The 21,019-nt window shown below is 52.8% G+C and carries 12 protein-coding genes and 1 tRNA gene; 9 read left to right on the top strand and 4 right to left on the bottom strand.

Going from position 1 to position 21,019, the window contains the following annotated elements; all coding sequences use genetic code 11:
* Positions 1-126: 126 nt before the first annotated feature.
* The 3 genes from N655_RS19245 to N655_RS0114630 are packed head-to-tail and all read right to left on the bottom strand — an operon-like array spanning position 127 to position 5,014.
* The gene (locus N655_RS19245; protein WP_049961461.1) at positions 127-1,575 is read right to left on the bottom strand and encodes a zinc dependent phospholipase C family protein; all 1,449 of its coding nucleotides are present in this window, start codon (positions 1,573-1,575) and stop codon (positions 127-129) included.
* Positions 1,575-2,825 (bottom strand): ABC transporter permease, encoded by a 1,251-nt coding sequence (locus N655_RS0114635; RefSeq protein ID WP_026443584.1) that lies wholly within the window; start codon positions 2,823-2,825, stop codon positions 1,575-1,577. Before N655_RS0114635 ends, N655_RS19245 begins: the two co-directional genes overlap by 1 nt.
* A complete protein-coding gene (locus N655_RS0114630; protein ID WP_044934772.1) occupies positions 2,822-5,014 on the bottom strand; it encodes a ligand-binding sensor domain-containing protein in 2,193 nt (730 codons plus the stop codon). Before N655_RS0114630 ends, N655_RS0114635 begins: the two co-directional genes overlap by 4 nt.
* A gap of 132 nt (positions 5,015-5,146) precedes the next feature.
* On the opposite strand from N655_RS0114630, the gene N655_RS19240 reads away from it, so the two are divergent.
* From N655_RS19240 to N655_RS0114580, 9 genes are all read left to right on the top strand, one after another.
* Positions 5,147-8,590 (top strand): alpha-mannosidase, encoded by a 3,444-nt coding sequence (locus N655_RS19240; protein ID WP_049961460.1) that lies wholly within the window; start codon positions 5,147-5,149, stop codon positions 8,588-8,590.
* A 337-nt stretch (positions 8,591-8,927) separates the two neighbouring features.
* The gene (locus N655_RS0114620) at positions 8,928-11,177 is read left to right on the top strand and encodes a GumC family protein (protein ID WP_026443582.1); all 2,250 of its coding nucleotides are present in this window, start codon (positions 8,928-8,930) and stop codon (positions 11,175-11,177) included.
* Positions 11,178-11,181: 4 nt separating this feature from the next.
* The gene (locus N655_RS0114615) at positions 11,182-12,114 is read left to right on the top strand and encodes a polysaccharide biosynthesis/export family protein (RefSeq protein WP_162173562.1); all 933 of its coding nucleotides are present in this window, start codon (positions 11,182-11,184) and stop codon (positions 12,112-12,114) included.
* Between the two features lie 39 nt (positions 12,115-12,153).
* Positions 12,154-13,659, top strand: a complete 1,506-nt coding sequence (locus N655_RS0114610) for a hypothetical protein (RefSeq protein WP_026443580.1) — start codon at positions 12,154-12,156, stop codon at positions 13,657-13,659.
* Positions 13,584-14,852 carry a hypothetical protein gene (locus N655_RS20625; protein WP_155987609.1) on the top strand — a complete coding sequence of 423 codons (1,269 nt, stop codon included), beginning with the start codon at positions 13,584-13,586 and terminating at the stop codon, positions 14,850-14,852. Before N655_RS0114610 ends, N655_RS20625 begins: the two co-directional genes overlap by 76 nt.
* 210 nt (positions 14,853-15,062) lie before the next feature.
* Positions 15,063-16,478 (top strand): UDP-glucose dehydrogenase family protein, encoded by a 1,416-nt coding sequence (locus N655_RS0114595; RefSeq protein ID WP_026443578.1) that lies wholly within the window; start codon positions 15,063-15,065, stop codon positions 16,476-16,478.
* Between the two features lie 72 nt (positions 16,479-16,550).
* Positions 16,551-17,543: an NAD-dependent epimerase/dehydratase family protein gene (locus N655_RS0114590; RefSeq protein WP_026443577.1), complete on the top strand. Its 993-nt coding sequence runs from the start codon at positions 16,551-16,553 to the stop codon at positions 17,541-17,543.
* Positions 17,544-17,698: 155 nt separating this feature from the next.
* A complete protein-coding gene (locus N655_RS0114585; protein ID WP_026443576.1) occupies positions 17,699-18,823 on the top strand; it encodes a glycosyltransferase family 4 protein in 1,125 nt (374 codons plus the stop codon).
* Positions 18,824-18,873: 50 nt separating this feature from the next.
* A tRNA-Ser gene (locus tag N655_RS0114580) sits at positions 18,874-18,965 on the top strand.
* 95 nt (positions 18,966-19,060) lie between these two features.
* On the opposite strand, the gene N655_RS19235 is transcribed toward N655_RS0114580, so the two are convergent.
* A complete protein-coding gene (locus tag N655_RS19235) occupies positions 19,061-20,959 on the bottom strand; it encodes an alpha-amylase family glycosyl hydrolase (RefSeq protein WP_049961459.1) in 1,899 nt (632 codons plus the stop codon).
* Positions 20,960-21,019 lie beyond the last annotated feature (60 nt).

Below are 21,019 nucleotides of genomic sequence, written 5' to 3'. Positions count from 1 at the left end.
ACACCAAAAGCAAAGGGTTGATGCAACAGATTTTTGCCAGGGTATTTCCATCAAAAACTTACGAAGATGCAGGCCAAGGGCCAAAGTGCAGATGGATGCTTAAAAAAGCTTCATTCTGAGGTCCCGCTATTTGAGAGGAACAACAGGCATGGTTTGCAGCAGGGCCAGTTCCTGCTGGAGCCGCTGCCATGCTTTCCGGTCCTTTTTGGTAATGATGGGCGAAGAAGGGTTGGAGTAGTAAGCCAGAATATCGCGTTTTAATCCGGAGGGCACGGGACGGTCCGGGTATCGGGTAAGGCTGCTCACCAGTTGGGCGTAAGTCTTGTCCGTGCGCGGGTAGCCACCGGGCTGCACCACGTAACCGGTGTCGAGATCACGATTTTCAAGATTCAAAATGATTTCCGGGGTATCGGTGCGATTGGTACGGAGGTTCTGCAGATGCGTTTCGAAGGTCCGGAGTGTAAGGTTGACACTGGTGACGTAGCTGGTCTCCGTTTCCTGGGTCGGGATCTTAATGGCCAGATCGGATGCGGGCCCGATTTTGGGAATGAGAATGACGAGAAAGGCCAGCAGATGCGTGGTAATTCCCGGGCCGCGGCGCATGGCCTGCCATTGATGCAGGTCGCCGGTCTGCTGAATGCGTGCGTGCAGCGCCTGAAACTCCGGTGTATCCAGTTCGGGGGGGAAGTCGTGCTGATGGATGACTGCCTCAGCGTGAGCGAAAGCAGGCAGGAAACTGCGCACCGAATGGCGATAGGAGGCGATTACAGCACTGCGGCGCTTGTTGCCCAGGACTTCACGCAGATGCAGGCCATAGGTTTCATAAAAGGCCCTCTCCAGCAGGCCGAGCGATACTCGCAGTCCAATATGGTCGAGATACGCCGCGGGCGCCAGATGGTGTTTGGTCATTTCATCCACGTCAAAGGCAAATTCCGTCCGGACATGTCCGTGCGGGCTCTCATCATAGGTAATGGAGTGGCCATATTGCAGGGCGAGGCGGGGAAATTCAACAGCGGTGGAAGGATTGATGGCGTCATGATGGCCGATGGTGTCCCCGATGTAATGGGAAAGGGCACCCAGAGCAAAAGCCAGCTCGTTTACATCCCTGGCATTGCGGACCAGGCTGGCCACAAAGTCTCCGGTGCGGACGTAGTGGGTAAGGTTGCTGAAGAAGACATGCCCGAATGGATAATAACCGGCATCCTGAATCTCGCAGCCTCCGTAGGCATACGACTGCGCCAGACGTAACTGGGCCTCGGTGGTATTTGGATAGCGGGACAGTAGCAGTGGCTTGATCGACGGTTCCCAGGCCAGATCAATAATTTGCTGGTGCGTGAGAACGGAGTAGCCCCAGACTGGCTGGACCAGAAGAGAAACACAGAGGGCAGCGATGAGAGCGCCTGTCAGCCAAGGGAGTTGCGTCTGCCCCTTCCTTTTCCATCTAAAAAACTGACCGCCGGACGCTAAGGCAGAAAAGGTGTCCGCAGGATTTGCCTTGCGGAGAAGGGCTTTCTTCTGTCGAGTAAGCAGCATCGGTTTGTTGGAGCAGCCTTCATCATAGCCGGTTGCTTGCACTATTCGTAACGCAAGGCTTCGGCGGGCAGAACGCGGGCCGCAGAGGTCGACGGGTAGAGCGTGGCCAGCAGGGAGACCCCAAGAGAAACAAGCGCCACGATCACACCATCGCGGATGCGCGGGGCAAAGGGAAGATAGTCAATGGAATAGACATCTGCCGAAAGATGGATAAAGCGATAATGGGCCCCGGCCCAGGAGAGGACATAGCCAAGAACAAGGCCGATTCCTGTGCCGATGAGGCTGATGAGAAATCCCTGCATCAGAAAGATGCTCCGGATTTGTTCGGGCCGGACGCCGATGGACATGAGCACTGCAATGTCCTTTGTCTTTTCCATCACCATCATGGTCAGGGCGATCAGGATGTTGAGGGCGGCGACACAGACAATCAGGCCAATGACGATGAAGGTTACGACCTGTTCGAGCTTCAGGGCGCGGAAAAGCTCGCGGTTCTGCTCCATCCAGTTGGTGGCCTCAAAACCGGGGCCTGCGGCCTGCTCGATTTCTTTGCTGATGCGGTCAGCATGGTAAAGATCGTCTACCTTAAAAGAGATGATGGACACGAGGTCCGGCTCATCGAAGAGGCGCTGGGCGTCGGCGAGGCGCACAAAAGCGAAGCTGGAATCATATTGGTAGAAGCCGGAATGAAAGATGCCTACGATCTGAAAGCGCTGATATTTCGGAACAAGTCCGTAGGGAGTAAGTTCGCCCTGAGGGCTGGTGACCATCACCGTATCGCCAACTTTCGCATTGAGTGAGTCGGCGAGGTCATATCCGACCACAATCGGGGGCGTAGGGCGCTCTGCATCTGCTGTTGAGGCTTCCGGCCCTGACAGGGGAGCAGCGCTGCCCTGTGTGAGATGTGAGAGCAGATCGCTGACGGTACGCTCCTGCTGGGGAATGATGCCTTTGATCTCCGCCCCGGCAGAGAGGGCCCCGCGGGAAATGAGTACTGGCTCGTAAAGTCCGGGAGCAGCGGCAGTGACGTGAGGGAGTTGGCGCAGCCGCGCGGTGAGGGCGCGCCAGTTGCCGATTCCGTCGCTCTGGATGCGCATGAGAGAAACATGGGCTGTGGAACTTAACAGGCGCTCGCGCAGGTCACGGCTCATTCCATTGGTGATGGCCAGCGCGATGATGAGCGCGGCAACTCCGACGGCCACCCCAATCACAGAGATGGCCGTGATGAAGCCAATGACGGCCTGGCGGCGCTTGGCCCGCAGATACCGTGCGGCGACAAAAAGCTCAAACTTCACCGCACAACTGCCTTTGCTGCCGCAACATTGTCATAACGATCGTAGACGCGCACGGTAATCAGATGCTCAGAGGGGTTTTCAGGAGCAAGACCCTGCTGTCGCTGAGGGACCGCCGCGTCAAAGTCATAGTGCTCGGTAAGCGAGTCGGAGAGCTTTCCAACGGGTTCGAGATATTGCCAGGGGCCTGAGTCAACGGAGTATTCAGCATGGGATATCGGGCTGGTTGTGTCTGTCGCTGTAAGAACGACGTGGATCCTTCCGTTGACGAGATGGGCTTCTATGGGAGACAACGAAGGCGGCGTCGTGTCCAACACAAAACGGTCACTGACTTTTTCTGCAGTGAGCGCATCCCCAGGATTATGGGAAGGTGCATCGCTGGCGACGACTTTTAGTCGATACGCGCCGTCGGGAAAGGTGGTGGCGTCGAAGCTGAAGTAGCGCTCCGAGACCTTGTCCTTGAGCAATTGCCAGTTGGTTTCTTTGTCGCCATCGCCCCGATAGTAAAGGCTGTAAATCAGGTCGTCGCCATTGTCATCGTGGGCCGCCCAGCGAACAGTCACTGCGGACTTGTCCCTGATGCCGGTGAGCGGTTCATGTCCCTGCTCATTGAACTGCACGGGGGGACGCGATGGCTCACCGAAGCTGATGGCGATGGGCTGGTTTTGTAGCTGTTGCGGAGGAGGGGCCGGAACCCGCGCTCCTGGAACCACGGCGATTTCATCAATGACGGGCGCTACATTTACAGGCAAATAATTGATGGCGACAGAGCTGACAGCTGTGCCGGGATGGAGCACAATTTTCCATTGCAGAAAGCGCGCCTGTTCCAGGCCGAGCGGGCCAAGATTGGGGGTGATCTTCTTCCAGTCACTCCAGGCACGCTCAGGATTCTCAATATTACCAGCGCGTGCGTAGATCTCGTAGTCTGAGCCATTCGAATCCACCTCCGCACGGCCCCATTGGGAGAAGACACCTGCATCGAAAACATTGCTCAGATACGTGCTTTCCGCAGCAGGAGCATGGCTTAACAGATAGACCTTCCCAGGGTTGGCTGTGGCGACCAGCAGCCCTTGTGGCGAATCGGCAAAACCAACGGCCTGCGATGCTTCGAGATGGGCAATGTCAGCATAGTCCCCATTGTCCTCAATGCGGTAGATACGGCCCCGATTGCCAGTGGCCGCCAGCAGGCCCTGAGGGGTCCAACGGAGGGAGTACACAATATCATCGCGGTCGGACCAAATTTTACGCGGGGCCGAATGCGGCGCGATCTGGTAGACCTCAGATCCATCCGGGATCACAGTGTTGCCATTAAACGCCTGCACGGAGCCTGGTTGAACAAATGTAATCGTGGTGGATACAGAGGGCGTGCCCTGGACGGGAAGCGGCGGCAGTGTGGTTTGCCCTTTACTTCCCACGCCGGCCGCATAGATCGCGCCGTCATCTGCGATGGAGAGTGAGGTGATTTCGTGCCGGGGAGCATCGAAAAGGACATAGCCTTTGCCGGTGTTGTCGATGCGATAAATGAGTCCGCTGCCGTCAGACCCGGCAATGAGGTTTCCGGATTTATCGAAGGCAAGGGCGCGAATATGCTGCTCGTCACTTTTAAAGAAAGGCTCGGGTTTGGGATTGGCTGAAGCAGGGTCCAGCCGATAGATAGCGGCCGGAGCTCCGGTTGCGATGTAGAGGCGTCCGGTGCTGTCAAAGACCAGGGCCCAGATGTATTTGGGTCTGGCCTCAGTCTGAGCGGGGTCAAAGACCACCGTTGCCTTTGTTTCGTCAAGGTCTGCGGCGCCCGCAGGCAGCTTATAGACCTTGCCAGACGGCAGTGTCCCGGCATATACAGAACCATCTTTTGCAACGGCGATGGCCTGCACGGAGAGGTCTTTGCTGGTAAAGAGCTTGGTGATTTTCCCGTTCGGCGCGATCCGTAAAACGGTGGCTGGAGATCCGGTGGCCGTATAGGCATTGCCGGCAGAGTCAGCAGCCAGGGCCCAGATATAAGTGGAAGGAGTCATGGCCAACTGGCGGCTTTCCGGTCCTGGCTCCAGAAGACCGTTGCTACGGATGGCCACACCCTTGGGAGTGCCTTTTTCGAACTCGTCGAAGCGTTGCTGAGTCCAGAGTTTGGTCCCCTGTGCAAGGGAGGCACAGCAGGCAAGGGCCACGAATACCGGCAGGAATAGGAGCTTCATTGATAACAAGTTACAGGATACAGCGGAACCAGGCATACACTTTCGCCGGAAAACAGAAGAGGTGGAGATTTTCGCAAGCTTCGCTGGCCGGGCAAGCCCGGACAAGGCGAGAAAAGGGGGCGATGGTCAGCCATGGGTGCTGTCCCGTCGGCCCTGATCATGGGAACGTTTCCACAAATGCCCTTCAGCAGGTATAATCCAACCGTCTCTACCCGTCAGTTTTCTCCGGGCTTTGTGGAGATGGACACGGAAATACGAGCGAGGAGTGTGCAGGTGAGGAGTGAACGCGTAAAACGCCGTTGGGGCCAGGCATTGGCCATGGCTGCCTTGTGTGTTTCGTCTGCCGTCTGGGCGCAGGATGCCGAACAGGTCGCGCAGATTACAAAGGCAATGCCCGCTGAATCGCAAATGGTCATTCAGCGGTTGGGAGAGCTGGACCATCTGGATGCAGGGGAATGGAAATTTCATGCAGGGGACGTTCCGCATGGTGAAAGCGTCAGTCTGGATGATTCAGACTGGCAGACGGTGAAACCTGGCTTCCGGGCATCGGGGGAAGCTGCGTGGTTCCGCCGTTGGGTAGAGGTACCGAAGACGCTGCACGGCTATGACCTGACGGACACGCGCATCTGGTTCCGCTTTGAGGCATATGCGAACGGGCCCATGCCGCAAATTATTTACTTTAACGGCAGCCGGGTTGCTCTGGGCGATGATCTTGAACCGATTGTGCTGCTTGATCATGCAAAACCCGGGCAAAAGGTTTTGATTGCGGTCAAGCTGCTGCAGACGGTGGACCAGAAGACTTTCCACAATGCGGACTTCAAGATTGATTTTTCTGAGAGCCGTCCTAATCCTGATGATCTGCGTAAGGAATTTCTTTCCGCAGCCCTTTTGGTCCCCAGCCTCTCGACCAATCCTCAGGGTGATGAAGCGACGCTGGAAAAGGCCGTCCATGCAGTGGATTTGAAAGCACTGGATGCTGCAGACCAGGCGAAGTTTGATGCTTCACTGAAGCAGGCGAGCAGTGATTTGGAAGCGCTCAAGCCTCTGCTGAAGGGAGCGACGTTCCACCTGACCGGGAACTCCCACATTGACGCCGCATGGCTCTGGCCCTGGACGGAGACGGTGGACGTGGTCAAGCGGACGTTTTCCACGGCGCTGCAGTTGATGAACGAGTATCCGGACTACACCTACACCCAATCGGCTGCTGCTTATAACTACTGGATGGCGACCAAGTATCCGGCCATCAATGATGAGATCAAAAGGCGCATCAAGGAAGGCCGCTGGGAAATTGTCGGCGGGATGTGGGTGGAACCAGACCTGAATATGCCATCCGGCGAGGCGACGGCCCGCTCCATCCTGCTGGGCAAGCGCTTTTATCAGCAGGAGTATGGCGTGGATGTCCGTATTGGCTGGAACCCGGATTCTTTCGGCTACAACTGGCAACTGCCGCAGATATACAAAAAGTCCGGGATTGATTATTTCGTAACGCAGAAGATGGCGTGGAACGATACAAACCAGCTCCCCTTCAAGCTCTTCTGGTGGGAGTCGCCGGACGGCAGCAAGGTGCTGACGTATTTCCCGCACGATTATGCAAATAACAACCTGAATCCAGTGCGGCTATCGGCTGATCTGGCAACAGCACGGAAATGGTCTCCGGGAATGACGGAGATGATGGACCTCTACGGCATTGGCGATCACGGCGGTGGTCCGACCCGCGCAATTCTGGATGAAGGCATGCACTGGGCACAGCCGGACAAGATTGTTCCCAACTATAAATTCGGGACGGCGCAGAGCTTTTTCAGTACAGTAGAGAAGCAGATTGCCCCGGAATCACCGGAATGGGACTATTTCAAAATCATGAAGGGCTACACGCCTCCCTCCATGCCACCGGCAGGGCAGATTGCGATTCCGACCTGGAAGAGCGAACTGTACTTTGAGTATCACCGCGGTGTGATGACCACACAGGCGCACCACAAGTGGAACATGCGCCACAGCGAAATGTGGGCGCTGAATGCCGAGAAACTGGCGTCGCTGGCGTGGCTCGATGGAAAGAGCTATCCAAATGATGAACTGACAGATGCATGGCGGACGATCACCTTTAATGACTTCCACGATCTGGCCGCCGGTTCGGGCATCGGCATTATTTACAAAGAAGCGCAGGAGCAGTTCGACAAGACGCACCTTGAAACCGACAAGATCTCGCAGGATTCCCTGAAGACCATTGCTGCGCGGATCAATACCAAAGCAGCGGGCGAAGTGCCAGTGCTGGTCTTCAATCCACTGTCGTGGGAGCGTTCCGGGTGGTTTGAAGTTTCGGTGCAGATGCCGAATGCAACATCGGGCATCTCTGTGCTGGATGCAAAAAATCAGGTACTGCCGTCTCTTGTCCTTTCCAGCGACAAGGCAACCAACAGCTTTAAGCTGCTCGTCCTTGCAAAGAACGTGCCCTCGATGGGCTACGCCGTGCTTCATGCCATCCCCGGAGAGAAGCCCTTTGCCAGTGATCTGAAGGTGAGCGGCCTCACGCTTGAAAATTCGCTGCTGCGTGTGACAGTCGACAAGACCACGGGATGCATCACCAGCATTTTTGATAAGAAAAGCAATTTCGAGTCGCTGGCTTCCGGCGCATGCGGGAATGAGTTGCAGGCATTCAAGGACCTTCCGAAGGACTATGATGCCTGGAACATTGACCCGGGCACACTTGATGCTCCGCCAACAAAACTGACAGAGGCCGATTCGGTGGAACTGGTGGAGAAGGGTCCTGCGCGGGCTTCGGTCCGAGTGACACGGCACTGGCAGAACTCGAAGTTTGTGCAGGAAATCCAGCTTGCTGCTTACTCGGATGAGGTCAATATCGTGAATGACATTGACTGGCATGAGACGCATATCCTGCTGAAAGCAGCGTTTCCGCTGGCGGCTTCCAGTGACAAGGCAACCTACGAGATTCCGTATGGCAGCATTGAGCGCCCGACAACTCGAAACAATCGTTGGGACAAGGCACAGTTTGAGGTTCCCGCGCTGCGCTGGGCCGACCTTGGAGATGGACAGCACGGATTCAGCCTCATCAATGAGTCGAAGTATGGCTATGACGATGCGGGGAATGTGCTGCGTCTTTCCTTGCTGCGTTCGCCAACATGGCCTGATCCGGAGGCTGACCGTGGACACCAGCACTTCAGCTTTGCGCTGTATCCTCATGCAGGAGACTGGAAGCAGGCGCTTACGGTCCGCCATGGCTATGAATACAACTACAAGCTGAAGGCAGTGCAGCTAGAAGCGCATACGGGAACGCTTCCGCTGGAGCATTCCTTCCTGACCGTGAAGCCTGAAAATGTGGTGCTGACTGCGATGAAGAAAGCAGAGGACTCCGATGCGCTTGTCCTGCACATGTATGAATGGGCAGGGAAGCAGGCGAACGTAGAAGTGACTGTGCCTTCGGGAGCAGTCTCAGCTACGGAGACCAATCTGCTGGAGCAGCCGGAGGGTCCTTCACTTTCAGTAACAAACGGACAAGTGACGGTCCCAATTCATCCGTATGAAATACTCGCCTTACGGGTGGATTACCCGCAGAATCGGTAGCTTCTGAACAGAACCAGTCAGTGGCCGGAGGAGACCATCCTCCGGCCATTTGGCTTTTGGAGAACGGTGCTCGATTTTTACATTGCTGCAAAAACAGTTGCCCTTCAAGAATAGTCGGCCTCTGACAAGCACCGGCCCCACCTCTTTTCCAAAATTAAATTACATCCATGTTCTGGGATTCGGATAAAGTATAGATATTCTGTGGCAGTAAGCTAAGAGTCACTACTACTTTTCACTGTCATGCTTTGTAACTTATTGAAAGAAAACAAGAGCCGGCCAAAGTGATATCGCAGATGACATCATCATTGCAGGGAAGCAAAGGAGTCTGATCAATCTTATGCGAGGCCAGTTGATTACACCGCAGAAACAGGAGCTACCTTTCGATCTCGCTGGCCAGACAGGCTTCGGGCCATCAATTCTTTCTCCGGCCGACCTGCGCAAAATTGTTTTAAAGCGCAAGTGGATCCTGATCGTTTGCATTCTTTTGGGAGTGATCGTAGGGGGATGCATCGCTTTCTTGTCTGTGCCGCAATATCAGGCAACAGCAAGTGTAGACATTGACCTGACCCGCTCAACGAACATCGGCATCAGCAATCTGATTCAACAGCGTCTGGTGGGTGAGGATTCTGCTTCTGAACGGCTCTTAACACAGATACAGATCATGCGCAGCGATACTGTATTGCTGAACGTGATCCATACGCTGGACCTTTATCATAAGAGGCCATTTGCGGAAGTGTTTCGTAAAACACCTTACAATGGCACTCTCACTCCGAAACAACGCGCAGCCCTGTTACAGATAATGTCCGGTAATCTGAAAATTTTGGTGCTGCCAGGCACAAATCTGGTCCAGGTCAAGTTTTCCAATCCGGACCCCGTAGTGGCCACCAATGTTACAAACGCCATTGTCGATGCTTACATGGAGCGTGATCTGCGGGCCCGCTACGAAGGTACACTCCGGGTTTCCAGTTGGCTTTCAGAACAATTGAATGCTTTAAAGAAGCAAGTGCAGGATGCGCAACAGGCCGTTATCCAGTTCCAGCGAAAAAATGATCTGGTTGGGACCACAACGGATGGAGACAGCCTGGTAGCGCAGAACTTGCGTACGGTGAACCAGCAATTGGCGGAGGCGGAAGCGGACCGCATTGTAAAAGAAGCCCGCTACAAACTGGCCCAGACCCGCAATCCCGAATTGCTTGCCTCCGTTGCACCCGGCTCCCCCCTGCAGACACTGCGCCAGCAACAAAGCGAGTTAATGGTGCAATATGCGCAGCTTAAGGCCAAATATGGCCCCGAGTGGCCTAAGCTGAAAGAAGCAGAAAAGCAGCTTGCCACTGTTCAGGACAATATCAATGCAGAAATCAACAACCTGACAAATAAATTTGAAGAAGAATACAATGCCGCAGTCAACACGGAAAACCTCTTACACTCTCGCCTGGAGCAGATCAAGCAGGAAGCATACCGGGCCAATTCTTCTGAAGTTGAATTTGAAATTCTGAAGCATGGGGCCGATTCAGCCTCCGACCTTTATGACGCACTCCAAATAAAGCTGAAAGAAGCCGGCATTACTGCTGGACTGAATTCAAACGCAATTGATGTGATTGACCGGGCAACCCAGCCGGCGAAACCGATCTCTCCTATAAAGCGGTTAGACCTGGCGCTCGGGCTTTTCGGCGGGGCCTTGGTAGGAATTCTGATTGCGTTGCTTGTGGAGTCGCTTGACGATACTTTGCGAACGTCAGAGGATGTTGAGGCCATTTCCGGATTACCTTCGCTTGCGGTCATTCCACATTTTGCGACTTCCAGGAAAATCTCTACCTCAGGAGCAGATGCAGCCTCAGCAATCGATAAGGGCCTCGTGGCCTCTGAGCTGGTCTCATACCTGGAGCCACACTCGATTGGCGCAGAAGGTTTCAGAACATTGCGGTCTTCCATTCTGCTGTCTTCGGTGGACCGAGAACCGCGGCTCATCTTATTAACAAGCGGCCTGGCGGCGGAAGGAAAGTCTACCTGCGCTGCGAACCTTGCGATCTCCTTTGCCAGACGCTCCGCGCGAGTGTTGCTTGTGGACACTGACTTACGGAAAGGAACCCTGCATTTAAAGTTCAAGACCTCGAATCGTGCCGGCTTGTCCACATTGCTGGCCCGCGAATCTGGGGAAGAAGCCTATGAGCGGCCTGTTCCTGACCTGCCAAACCTTACCCTGCTGACGCGCGGGCCAGTTGCTCCGAATCCTGGCGAGATGCTGGGATCGCGCAGTATGGAGGACCTGCTTCTGCAGTGGCGGCTCGAATATGATCACATCATTCTGGATACCTCACCCATACTTCCCGTGGCAGATACTCTGAGCATTGCTCCCCATGTAGATGTGGCATTCATTGTAGTGCGTGCAGGGATCACTCGAAAGAAGGCCCTGCTGAGAGTGCGCGATCAACTCTTGCGTGTGAACACAAGACTGCTGGGAACGGTCATGAATGATGTAGACCTTCGCCTGGAAAACTACTACACCTATTCCAGACACTATGATTACGGCTACAAAAGCTACGGAGCAGGCTATGGAGCGCCAGACGTTCAAGATGCGAAAAAATAAATGCTTGATCCTGACGTGTATTGTGTGGATGGTCTCTCAGGCCTTTATGTCTTATGGGCAGACCGGAGAGCCGCCGGCCGTGGTCCCGCCACAGAACACCGAGCAAAACCAGTCCCCAAACATCCTTATCGGAGCAGGCGACCTGCTAAGCGTTGTCGTGTTTGATACTCCGGAATTAAGCACCTCAGCCCGCGTGACGCAGGATGGAGAGGTCAATCTTCCTGTGCTTGGACGTCTTCATCTCGCGGGCATGACGACGATTGACGCTGCCAGGAAGATTGAACTGGAATTGCGCACTCGCCGGCTTCTTCTGGAGCCTCATGTCACTGTATTGATTTCTGAATATGCTACCCAGGGTGCGACAGTGATGGGTGAGGTCCGGACCCCCGGAGTTTATCCGACTCTGGGAACACGGCGTCTTTTGGATATGATCTCCGTGGCCGGAGGACTTCAGCCTACTGCAGGAAAGACTATATCCATTATTCATCGGGATGATCCACAGCATCCGGAGAACATAGCGCTTCAGTCCCAACCGGGAAAGCTGTCGGCCCAGCAGAATCCTGTGATCCTTCCCGGAGACACGATCATCGTCGCCAAAGCTGGAGTCGTGTATGTCATCGGAGATGTGCTAAAGCCTGGAGGATTTCTGATTGACAACAATAATCCGATTTCGCTGATGCAGTCACTTTCACTGGCCGGAGGTTGGGACAAGACTGCCGCCTTAAGTAAAGTGAAGCTGATTCGTAAGACGGCTGAAGGAAGAGAAGAAGTGGACCTGGATTTGAAGCATGTAACCAATGGATCGCAGGCCGATATGAAAGTGGCCGATGGCGACATTATCTTTGTGCCATCGAGCGTGGGAAAGACCATGACTTACAGAGGAGTGGAAGCTGCGATTTCTACTGTAAGTGGTGTTTTGATCTATGCTCACCCCTGAAAGTAGTTACCGCTCGGCAACTTATCTATGGAATGCCGAATGAGCTATGCGATGAATCTTGCGCCTCCAGTGCTTTTGAATATCACGGGCCCGGATCATATCCAGTGGCGCAAGATGTACATCCTCTATATACCGCTTTTCCTATTTTGTGCGGCCTTCCTTGGATGGGCATTCCCAACGGACTCAATGCTTGCTGTAGATTCTGCTGCGGGGGGGCTTGCGGGCGGCTATGTGCTTTGGGACGTTGTGGTGAAACAGGCCCCTCTTCGTTTTTCCCATATTTTCTTCATCGCAAATGCTTTCGGGTACGGTTTCGGCGCTTTCAATAGCTGGCTTTCTATTCCACGGGAAGACATCAGCCTTGCTAATTATTTTCTAAAAGACACCGAAATTGTTACACGAACCATGGCTGCTGTTTTAGTCTCTTCCGCCGTTCTGTGCATCTTTGGCGAAATCTTTGAGAAGCCAATCTTTCCACCACGTTTGAAGCTGAAAGTAGATACCCAGGTAGTGGTGCTCATAGTTTTAGGTACAGCGATGCTTCTGGTTGGCTATGTTACAGGAAATATCGGCTACATGGGAGGTGTCGCCAAGGGCGGAGGATCAGAAAGCATCTTCACATCATTTTTAATGTGGATCTATCCAGCCTTGTTTGCAACCACTGCGCTGGGCATTTTGAACTCTTCAAACGGTTTAAAGCGTTGGGGACTGGTTGTTTTTCTTGTCATCCAGTTTGTCTTAATTCTGCCTACTGGCCGCCGAAATCTGATTTATTCCATACTTCTGGCAGTCATTGTTGGTAGGTTTAGCGCATCCAATTTTCTGAAGCAATGGTCTCTTTTCAAGAAAGTGGCTTACCTCACAGCAATGGTCGTGGTTTTGAGTGTGAGTCTTTTGGCATTCTATTATCTTCGGGTAGCTGGATACGGTACAAAGCGCACACTCTCTACATATGATAGGATCTCGATGGCCATTCAAATCTATGAAAGTGGCTACAACTCAAGGGTGAAAGCCCAGTTCATTAATAATTTAGAACAACGCACCTTTGTCCTGGGGTATCTTTCTGATTTGTTGGGCGCAAGTGAGCAGAAAACCCCGGCCATGGGAAATGCTATCTATCATGAATTGCTCGTAACAATTCCCGGGATCCTCTGGGAAGACAAGAACTCCTCCATTTATCAGGAAGAAGGCATTGCTAACATGCAATTCAATTTTTCCTACATAGATGAGGCAAACTCAATTCTTACCTCCGGGGCACTGGATTTTGGGATATGGGGGATGATTGCTTATCCAGTGATGATCAGTGTTCTCTTTGCTTTCTCCAATCGCATCACAAGCTCTTTTTTGCCCCCCACGATTGGTGCGTTTATTACGTTTGCACTTCTATTTGACGCCTTTTCAACCGAGACAGAGGTTTGGGGACATTTAGTCACCCTGCGAAACAGCTTAATATTTGCAATATTTTTCTGGTGTTATTTCAAGATATTTCATATTTACTTACCGGAAAGATCATCCTCAAGAGAGTTGATTCAGGGGTGGCGATGAACGGGCATCGTCCAATCGTCAGCTATCTGTTCCTCCTGTTATTTATAGGAGGATGTGTCGTAGCTTCTGCACAAATCAATCTTGATATTCCATCAGATGTAACTCCTATCTCGCAGCCTTTGGGCAGTAACGCTGATGGCAGCAATTCGGGGTTTGCACCCACTACTTCGGCGGAGATCGAACCAGGATCTAGTAACCTTGTCAATCCGGATTTGCATACTCTAACAACGGACACCGTAGGCGCTGACGTATTCATTACAAGAATGAACCCTTCCTTGGACCGGACGCTGACCATTCCATCGCCGCCTTCTCAGGTGTCTACCGATCAGCTGGACGCAATGACATTAACTGGAGCGCGTCCGGAGATTCCTTTAAGTCCGATTGATCCACTTGGTCCTGCATACGTATTGAGGACGCCGATCCTGTCTGCTTTCTCACCTCTTAGACCATCCACGGCCAGATTTTCTATTTCAAGTCCGAAGGCTGGCGGTTCGGCAGCCATGCTCGATAGCTTCCGTCCTTCAAATGACAGTTTCCGTTTCGATGGAAGTGAATCTGTTCGGATGCAACGTGAGGATCAGCCTTCGGTTCCATATCGCCCTGCGGTTGGCAGATACACGAAAATTGAAAACGCGTCCCCGAACAACCAAATCAGGAGGGGGATGAAGAAACCGTTGGACCAAGCCAATTCTTCCAGATCGGTGTCCTATGGCATAGAGGACCCCTATATGCAGCAAGGGACCTACCAGCAGCCGGATGCCCTATCTTCGGATACTGCTATCGTATCGGTCCCGCAGGTTCCTGCCGCTTTAGCGACCGATCCGACAACAAGCGGACCGCAGTGGTCTGATTGGGACCCATGGCCGTATAGCAAGGACAGAGTAAGTCCATTTCGCAAGTCTGATACCTGGAATACAGATCAGATGTTTGTTCCAAATATTTTTACGGCTTCTTCACCAAAGAAAAGGGCGTCTTCCTCCTCAAATTCAAATAAGCAGCAACTGCATGGAAAAACGACCGCGGATTTCCGTACAGAGCAAAAAGATCTCTTCGCCCCCAGAACACAATTGCCGGACAAATTTGACAACACGGATGCATGGTTGGCAACGAAAAGGCAGCGAAGGCTAACTCGCACCCGCTATCATAATCCTCTACTCAATGCACAGGACGAGGATGAAGAGAACTCGTATTAATTAATCTTGAATTTGTCCGCCCAGTCTTTCGCGTCCGGACCTACCGGTGAGGATTGGGTTTTGCCTTTTCAAAGAATGTGATTAAAATAATCCTACCAATAGGCAACGCAGACCTAAGTACAAAAATTTTCATCCGTTCCATTTCTAGGTATGCTGTTCTGAATCTTGCGCACCACTGTTCCATTCATCAAAAAGGTTTGAGTTCAGCTTATGGAAGAGCAACTCACGATAGGAATTATAGGCTCTGGTTATGTGGGTCTTGTCGCTGCGGTCTGCTTTGCGGAACTGGGTCATTATGTCATCTGTGTTGATAGCGACGAAAGCAAAGTCGCCCTTTTGCGACAAGGGAAAGCGCCGATTCACGAGGAGTATTTGCCCCAATTACTGGAGCGGCATCAGAATGGATTGATTGAGTTTACTACGGCCCTGAAAGAAGCGACTGAACGGGCGCAGATACTTTTTATTGCGGTTGGCACTCCGCAAGACCACGCAGGGACCGCCGATCTGTCTTATGTGGATGCGGTTGCCAGTGAGATTGCGCGTGCGATTACCGGCTATCGGCTCATCGTGGAAAAGAGTACTGTTCCGGTCTATACCAGTGAGTGGATTCGCCGAATCATGGTGCGCAATGGAGTATCACGTGAGCTTTTTGATGTCGCTTCGAACCCTGAGTTTTTGCGTGAGGGAACAGCAGTTGCCGATTTTCTCCATCCTGATCGCATCGTCATTGGTGTAGACAGCGAGCGAGCTGCAGTCCTTTTGCGTAGGGTGTATGCACCGCTTACCACTGGTAGTTACTATAGGAAAACCAGCGCAATCCCCGGGGCAAGAACTCCAGATCATGTCCCACCTTTATTTGAAACTTCGACAAAGGCAGCAGAAATTATTAAACATGCATCCAATGCCTTTTTAGCGATGAAAATTTCCTTCATCAATGTTGTTTCCAATATTTGTGAGGCTGTGGGAGCGGACATCGAACAAGTGAGTCAGGGCATCGGGTCCGACCGAAGGATTGGAAACAGCTTTCTTAAAGCAGGAATTGGTTACGGGGGTTCCTGTTTTCCCAAAGATGTGGCGGCCTTTCGATATGTAGCGGAGCATCTTGGAGTTGAGTTTGGCCTGCTGCATGAAGTTGAAAAAGTGAATCGCGAACAGAAAAAGCGCTTCTTCCGGAAGGTGCGTTCAGCGCTTTGGACCTTCCGAGGGAAAAAGCTGGGAGTGCTTGGCCTTGCCTTCAAGGGGGGAACGGATGATATCCGAGAATCTCCAGCGATTGATCTGGTGCGGATGTTCCTGGAGGAAGGCTGCATGATTTCGGCTTACGATCCGGCAGCGATGGAGAGAGCGAGCTACGTGCTTCCATCATCCACGCACATGATGTACGCCGAGGATGCCTACGAGGCCGCAAGAGATGCTGACGCGTTACTGGTCTTAACGGACTGGCAGGAATTTATAGATCTGGACTTTGACCGGCTATCTCGGATCATGCGTTATCCGGTCGTCATTGATGGAAGAAACTTGCTGGATCCATCTGTAATGCGTCGCTATGGATTTACTTATCTTGGAGTGGGAAGAGCTGCGGCGCCGCAGGAGAAAGAGGCAACGTTTTTCTATAATCTGCCATAACTGTTTACAAAGTATGCTTTTTGAGACGCAGGGCCTGGTGGTTAGTTAGACTCAATCAAACTGGAGCAAGGAATGAAACTGACGAATGAAAAGGTAGTGGTTTGTGGGGCGGGTGGATTTATCGGCGGACATCTGGTGAATGCTCTTTTGAAGAATGGTGTCAATGTAGTACGCGCTGTAGATATAAAGCCGCTCGACGAGTGGTACCAGAAGTCAAAGGACGTCGAAAACCTGGTCCTGGACCTTCGCGAAAAGGACAACTGTTATCAAGCGGCCAAGGGAACCCAGGTAGTTTTCCAACTGGCAGCAGACATGGGTGGAATGGGCTTTATTGAGAACAATAAAGCGTTGTGCATGCTGAGTGTTCTGACCAATACGCATATGCTGATGGCGGCAAGGGATTCCGGCGTCGAGCGCTTCTTTTATTCTTCCTCAGCATGTGTTTATAACGGTGAAAAACAGAAGACCCCGGATGTGGCGCCGCTGAAGGAAGAGGATGCCTATCCTGCGCTGCCTGAAGACGGCTATGGCTGGGAAAAACTTTTCAGTGAGCGCATGTGCCGTCACTTTCGAGAAGACTTCGGTCTTCAGACCCGCGTTGCACGCTATCACAATGTCTATGGTCCCTTCGGAACGTATGACGGCGGGCGCGAAAAGGCCCCGGCAGCGATTTGCAGAAAAGTCATTCAGGCAAAGATGTCAGGGAAACACGAGATAGAAATTTGGGGAGACGGGACCCAGACGCGCAGTTTTATGTACGTGGATGACTGCACCAAAGGGACCCAGGCCATCCTTGAAAGTGATGATATTCTTGAGCCCATTAATCTGGGCAGCAGTGAATTAGTCACGATCAATCAGCTTGTAGATATTGTCGAAGAGATTGCCGGAGTAAAACTCCAGCGTAAATACAAGCTGGATGCCCCAAAGGGCGTTAACGGACGCAACAGTGATAATACGAAAATTCTGAAGTATCTGGGGTGGGAGCCTTCCATTCGCTTGCGTGATGGAATGCAAAAGACCTACGAATGGATTGAAAGCCAGATGCTGGCCACGGTCGGCCGTTAATTGTTTGAGAAAGGGAATGGCCCCACAAAGGCCGTTCCTTTTTCTTTCTCTCCTGACGCTTGCATCCTTGCATCAGAGACCAGTCACAGGGCCCAAGACGCAGCTAAGGGATATGTGACGACAGAACCTCCCGAGGTTAAGCCTTTGCTTCTTTCATGAAAGTCCTGCTCATTTCCAATTATCCGCCAGACGCCCAGGAGAGCATGTTGCGCTATGCAGATATGCTGGAGCATGCACTTCGCAGTCGGGGCGTCATGGTTGAGACGGTCTTTCCACCGCCGGTTTTGGGCCGGCCTTCCTGGCTGCACGGGCCCTGGAAGAAGTGGGCCGGATATCTGGACAAATATATCTTTGCTTTTCCCTATTTGCGAAAAAAGGCCGCTGCTGTGGACGTGATCCACATTTGTGACCACTCCAATGCAATGTATCTCAAGTGTGCTGGGAAAAAACCTTGCCTGATTACGTGTCATGACCTGATTGCGGTTTTTTCTGCACGCGGCAAATATCCTGGAGTTCGTGTAGGAAAAATGGGCCGCCTTTTGCAAAATTGGATCGCAGGCAGCCTCATGCAGGCAAAAAACATTGTGTGTGTTTCGCAGAAAACCCTACAGGATGTAAAGGAGCTGTGTGCGCATGCGCCACAGAATTTAGAAGTCATCTATCACCCGCTTCACTGGAAATATGCTCCGGCGAGCAGGGAAGCGATTGAGGCCGAAAAAGCCAAGTGTGGTCTCACTGTGCACGACGAGTATTTCTTTCATGTGGGTAATAATCACTGGTACAAGAACCGACTGGGGGTGATGCGCATTTTTTCTGAATTGCGAAAATTTCCGCGGTTTCAGAATGCGAGACTCGTTTTGGCAGGGAAGCCATGGACTAGAGAAATGCGCGATTTCGCGCAGAGAATGGATCTGCTCGACGCCCTAGTGGAGCGAGTTGACATATCGAATGAAGAGCTGCAGGCCCTGTACTCCGGAGCTGTCGCGCTGCTGTTCCCCTCGCTGGAGGAAGGCTTTGGCTGGCCGCTTCTGGAGGCCCAAGCTTGCGGATGTCCCGTCATCACCAGCAATCGTCCTCCCATGACGGAGATTGCTGGTACAGCGGCCATCTATATTGACCCTGAACTGCCCGAGCAGGCCGCAGAGGTGATTGATAAAAATGCCGACGATTTCAGGGACCTGAGAAGCAGGGGATTTGAGAACCTTCGCCGCTTTGCATTTGACCCGAGCATGGACCGTTATCTCGACCTGTACCACCGTTTAATACAAGCAAACGCTTGAAATTACACGGTTTGATATCTGCTACAATCAAGAATACAGACCAATAAAGCGGAGAGGTGGCAGAGCCCGGTTGAATGCACCTGACTCGAAATCAGGCATACCTTAACGGGTATCGGGGGTTCGAATCCCTCCCTCTCCGCCACTAACCTTATTCAGACATCTTCAAGTTTGCTTCGCTGACCCTGCGAGTCAGTGCAACGCACATCCATGCCATCCATGCATTCAGCAATCCTACTTTCATTTTTCGGTGGACCGAAAAATAAGAAATCCGTTTGGCGGAAGCTCAAAGGTCACGGTGTTTGCTGTCACATGGAATTGGGACGGTACTGCGGGGTACATTTGGCTGTAGTGTTCACAACCCTGGAGCGCAGTCTGTGTAGTGGTGAGCGAAATTCGTCTTGTCAAATCATTCTTTCCTGCCACTACCAGCACTCGATCTTCGCCCGATTTGCATCCGGAGTCCAGACGCATTCCGCGCACAAACGCTAGCACGGTATCGTCGGCAAAGATATTTTGCTGCGCTCCTTGCGTAAGGGCCGCATTATCTGAGCGAAGGTGAAGCAGTCCCTGCACCCATGCGTAGACCTCCTGTTGTTCGGCGGTGCGTCCAGCCTGAATGAATGCATTATTTGTGTCTCCAGGAAACCCGCCGGGAAAGTCTCTGCGGTTGTCCGGATCATCGCCGCCGAGCATGGCGATCTCGTCACCGCTGTAGATCTGCGGTATTCCGCGCAAAGTGGCCAGCAGGCCGAATGCTGTCTTCAGTTTGGCCAGGCTTGCTCCGGGCTCTGAGAGAAAACGCTTCGTGTCATGATTTCCCAGAAAAGTCACCAGACGTTCCGGGTGCGGATAAAGCCAGTCCCGTCCCAGAGACTCTTCGAGCGCATTCATGGGCTTGCCGTGCAGCAGCACGTCCCGCAGCGAGAAGTATGTGGGAAAATCGAAGGGCGTATCCAGCCCTGTATCGATGCCAGCACGAGTGACTCCTCCAGCAAAGTAAGCGGTAATGTCAGGGTCTGCATGAAAGATTTCACCTACCGTCTTTATCATCGGATAGAGCGTGTGGATCTCGTGATGAAAGTCTGACCAGAACTGCCTTCCTACATAAGGGAAGGTGTCTTCCCGAAGGCCGTCAATGCCTGCCATTTCAATCCACCAGATTGCATTCTGAATCAGATATTTTTCTACGAGTGGGTTCTCCTGGTTCAGGTCAGGCAGCGAATCTGTGAACCATCCTGTAACGATGTTGGATGCATCGAGCGGTGCCGCATGTGGATCGGGCAGGTAGCGAAAAGGCGATACAGGATGTGTATGGTGTGCAGGCGTGCCGTGGAACCACTCAGGCGCAGGAGGGTCTTTCACCCACAAAATTGCGGCCCCTACGTGGTTTGGCACCACATCCATCATGATCTTCATCCCCCTGGCGTGCAGCGCCTTCACCAAGTCCAGATAATCGTCGATGGAGCCAAAATGCGGGTCGGTGGCGTACAAGTCTGTGGCCCCGTACCCATGGTATGAGTCTTTCATTCCAGCATTGCTTTCAATAGGCGTCAGCCAGAGGGTGGTAACACCCAGATGTTGAAGATAATCCAGGTGCTCTTCGATGCCCTTGAAGTCACCGCCATGCCAGCCGCGCGGCGCCCCGCGGCCTCCATCGTCACCGCCGATGCTGTCATTGGATGGATCGCCGTCAGCAAAACGGTCGGTCATAATCAAGTAAATGACATCTTTTGGGGCAATGCCCTGGAACCCGGCCGAGGAGGGTCTACGCTGCATCAACTCGAATGTCTTTTCCGCATGTCCGGATGTGGATTCAGCCACGATTCTGAGTTTTTGCACGGGAGAGCCCTGCGTATCCAACCAGAGAAAGGCCCAGTGGCCATTTTCTGAAACTTGTTTCTTTGTCAGCCCAATATGCGTCCCCTCTAAAAGAAAGTGCGCATGATCGAGGTGTACTCCATGCAGCAGAAGCATGGGTGCGGGCATTTCTGCCCACCAGTTTGGCGGGTCAATTCTGTCGATGCAGGGAGCAGAGCCTTGCCCCTCTTCGCACTTTGCCACATCCTGGGCCAGCAAAGGGCTGGAAATAGAAAAAGCCAGGGCCAGAGCAGCCAGCACACACTTCCGCAGCAGCATGAGGAATCCTTTTTTTGAAAAAAGAGCGCTACGCCGGAAGAGCCGGCGCAGCGCAGTAAA

Source organism: Pseudacidobacterium ailaaui (assembly GCF_000688455.1).
Lineage (GTDB): Bacteria > Acidobacteriota > Terriglobia > Terriglobales > Acidobacteriaceae > Pseudacidobacterium > Pseudacidobacterium ailaaui.
This window is presented reverse-complemented; position numbering and strand designations above follow the sequence as displayed.

Excerpts from the sequence above, each read along its gene's own strand:
- N655_RS0114630 (WP_044934772.1), bottom strand. The coding sequence starts at position 5,014 with ATGAAGCTCCTATTCCTGCCGGTATTCGTGGCCCTTGCCTGCTGTGCC.
- N655_RS19240 (WP_049961460.1), top strand. The coding sequence starts at position 5,147 with ATGGGTGCTGTCCCGTCGGCCCTGATCATGGGAACGTTTCCACAAATG.
- N655_RS0114585 (WP_026443576.1), top strand. The coding sequence starts at position 17,699 with ATGAAAGTCCTGCTCATTTCCAATTATCCGCCAGACGCCCAGGAGAGC.
- N655_RS0114620 (WP_026443582.1), top strand. The coding sequence starts at position 8,928 with ATGCGAGGCCAGTTGATTACACCGCAGAAACAGGAGCTACCTTTCGAT.
- N655_RS0114595 (WP_026443578.1), top strand. The coding sequence starts at position 15,063 with ATGGAAGAGCAACTCACGATAGGAATTATAGGCTCTGGTTATGTGGGT.
- N655_RS0114590 (WP_026443577.1), top strand. The coding sequence starts at position 16,551 with ATGAAACTGACGAATGAAAAGGTAGTGGTTTGTGGGGCGGGTGGATTT.
- N655_RS0114610 (WP_026443580.1), top strand. The coding sequence starts at position 12,154 with ATGAGCTATGCGATGAATCTTGCGCCTCCAGTGCTTTTGAATATCACG.
- N655_RS19235 (WP_049961459.1), bottom strand. The coding sequence starts at position 20,959 with ATGCTGCTGCGGAAGTGTGTGCTGGCTGCTCTGGCCCTGGCTTTTTCT.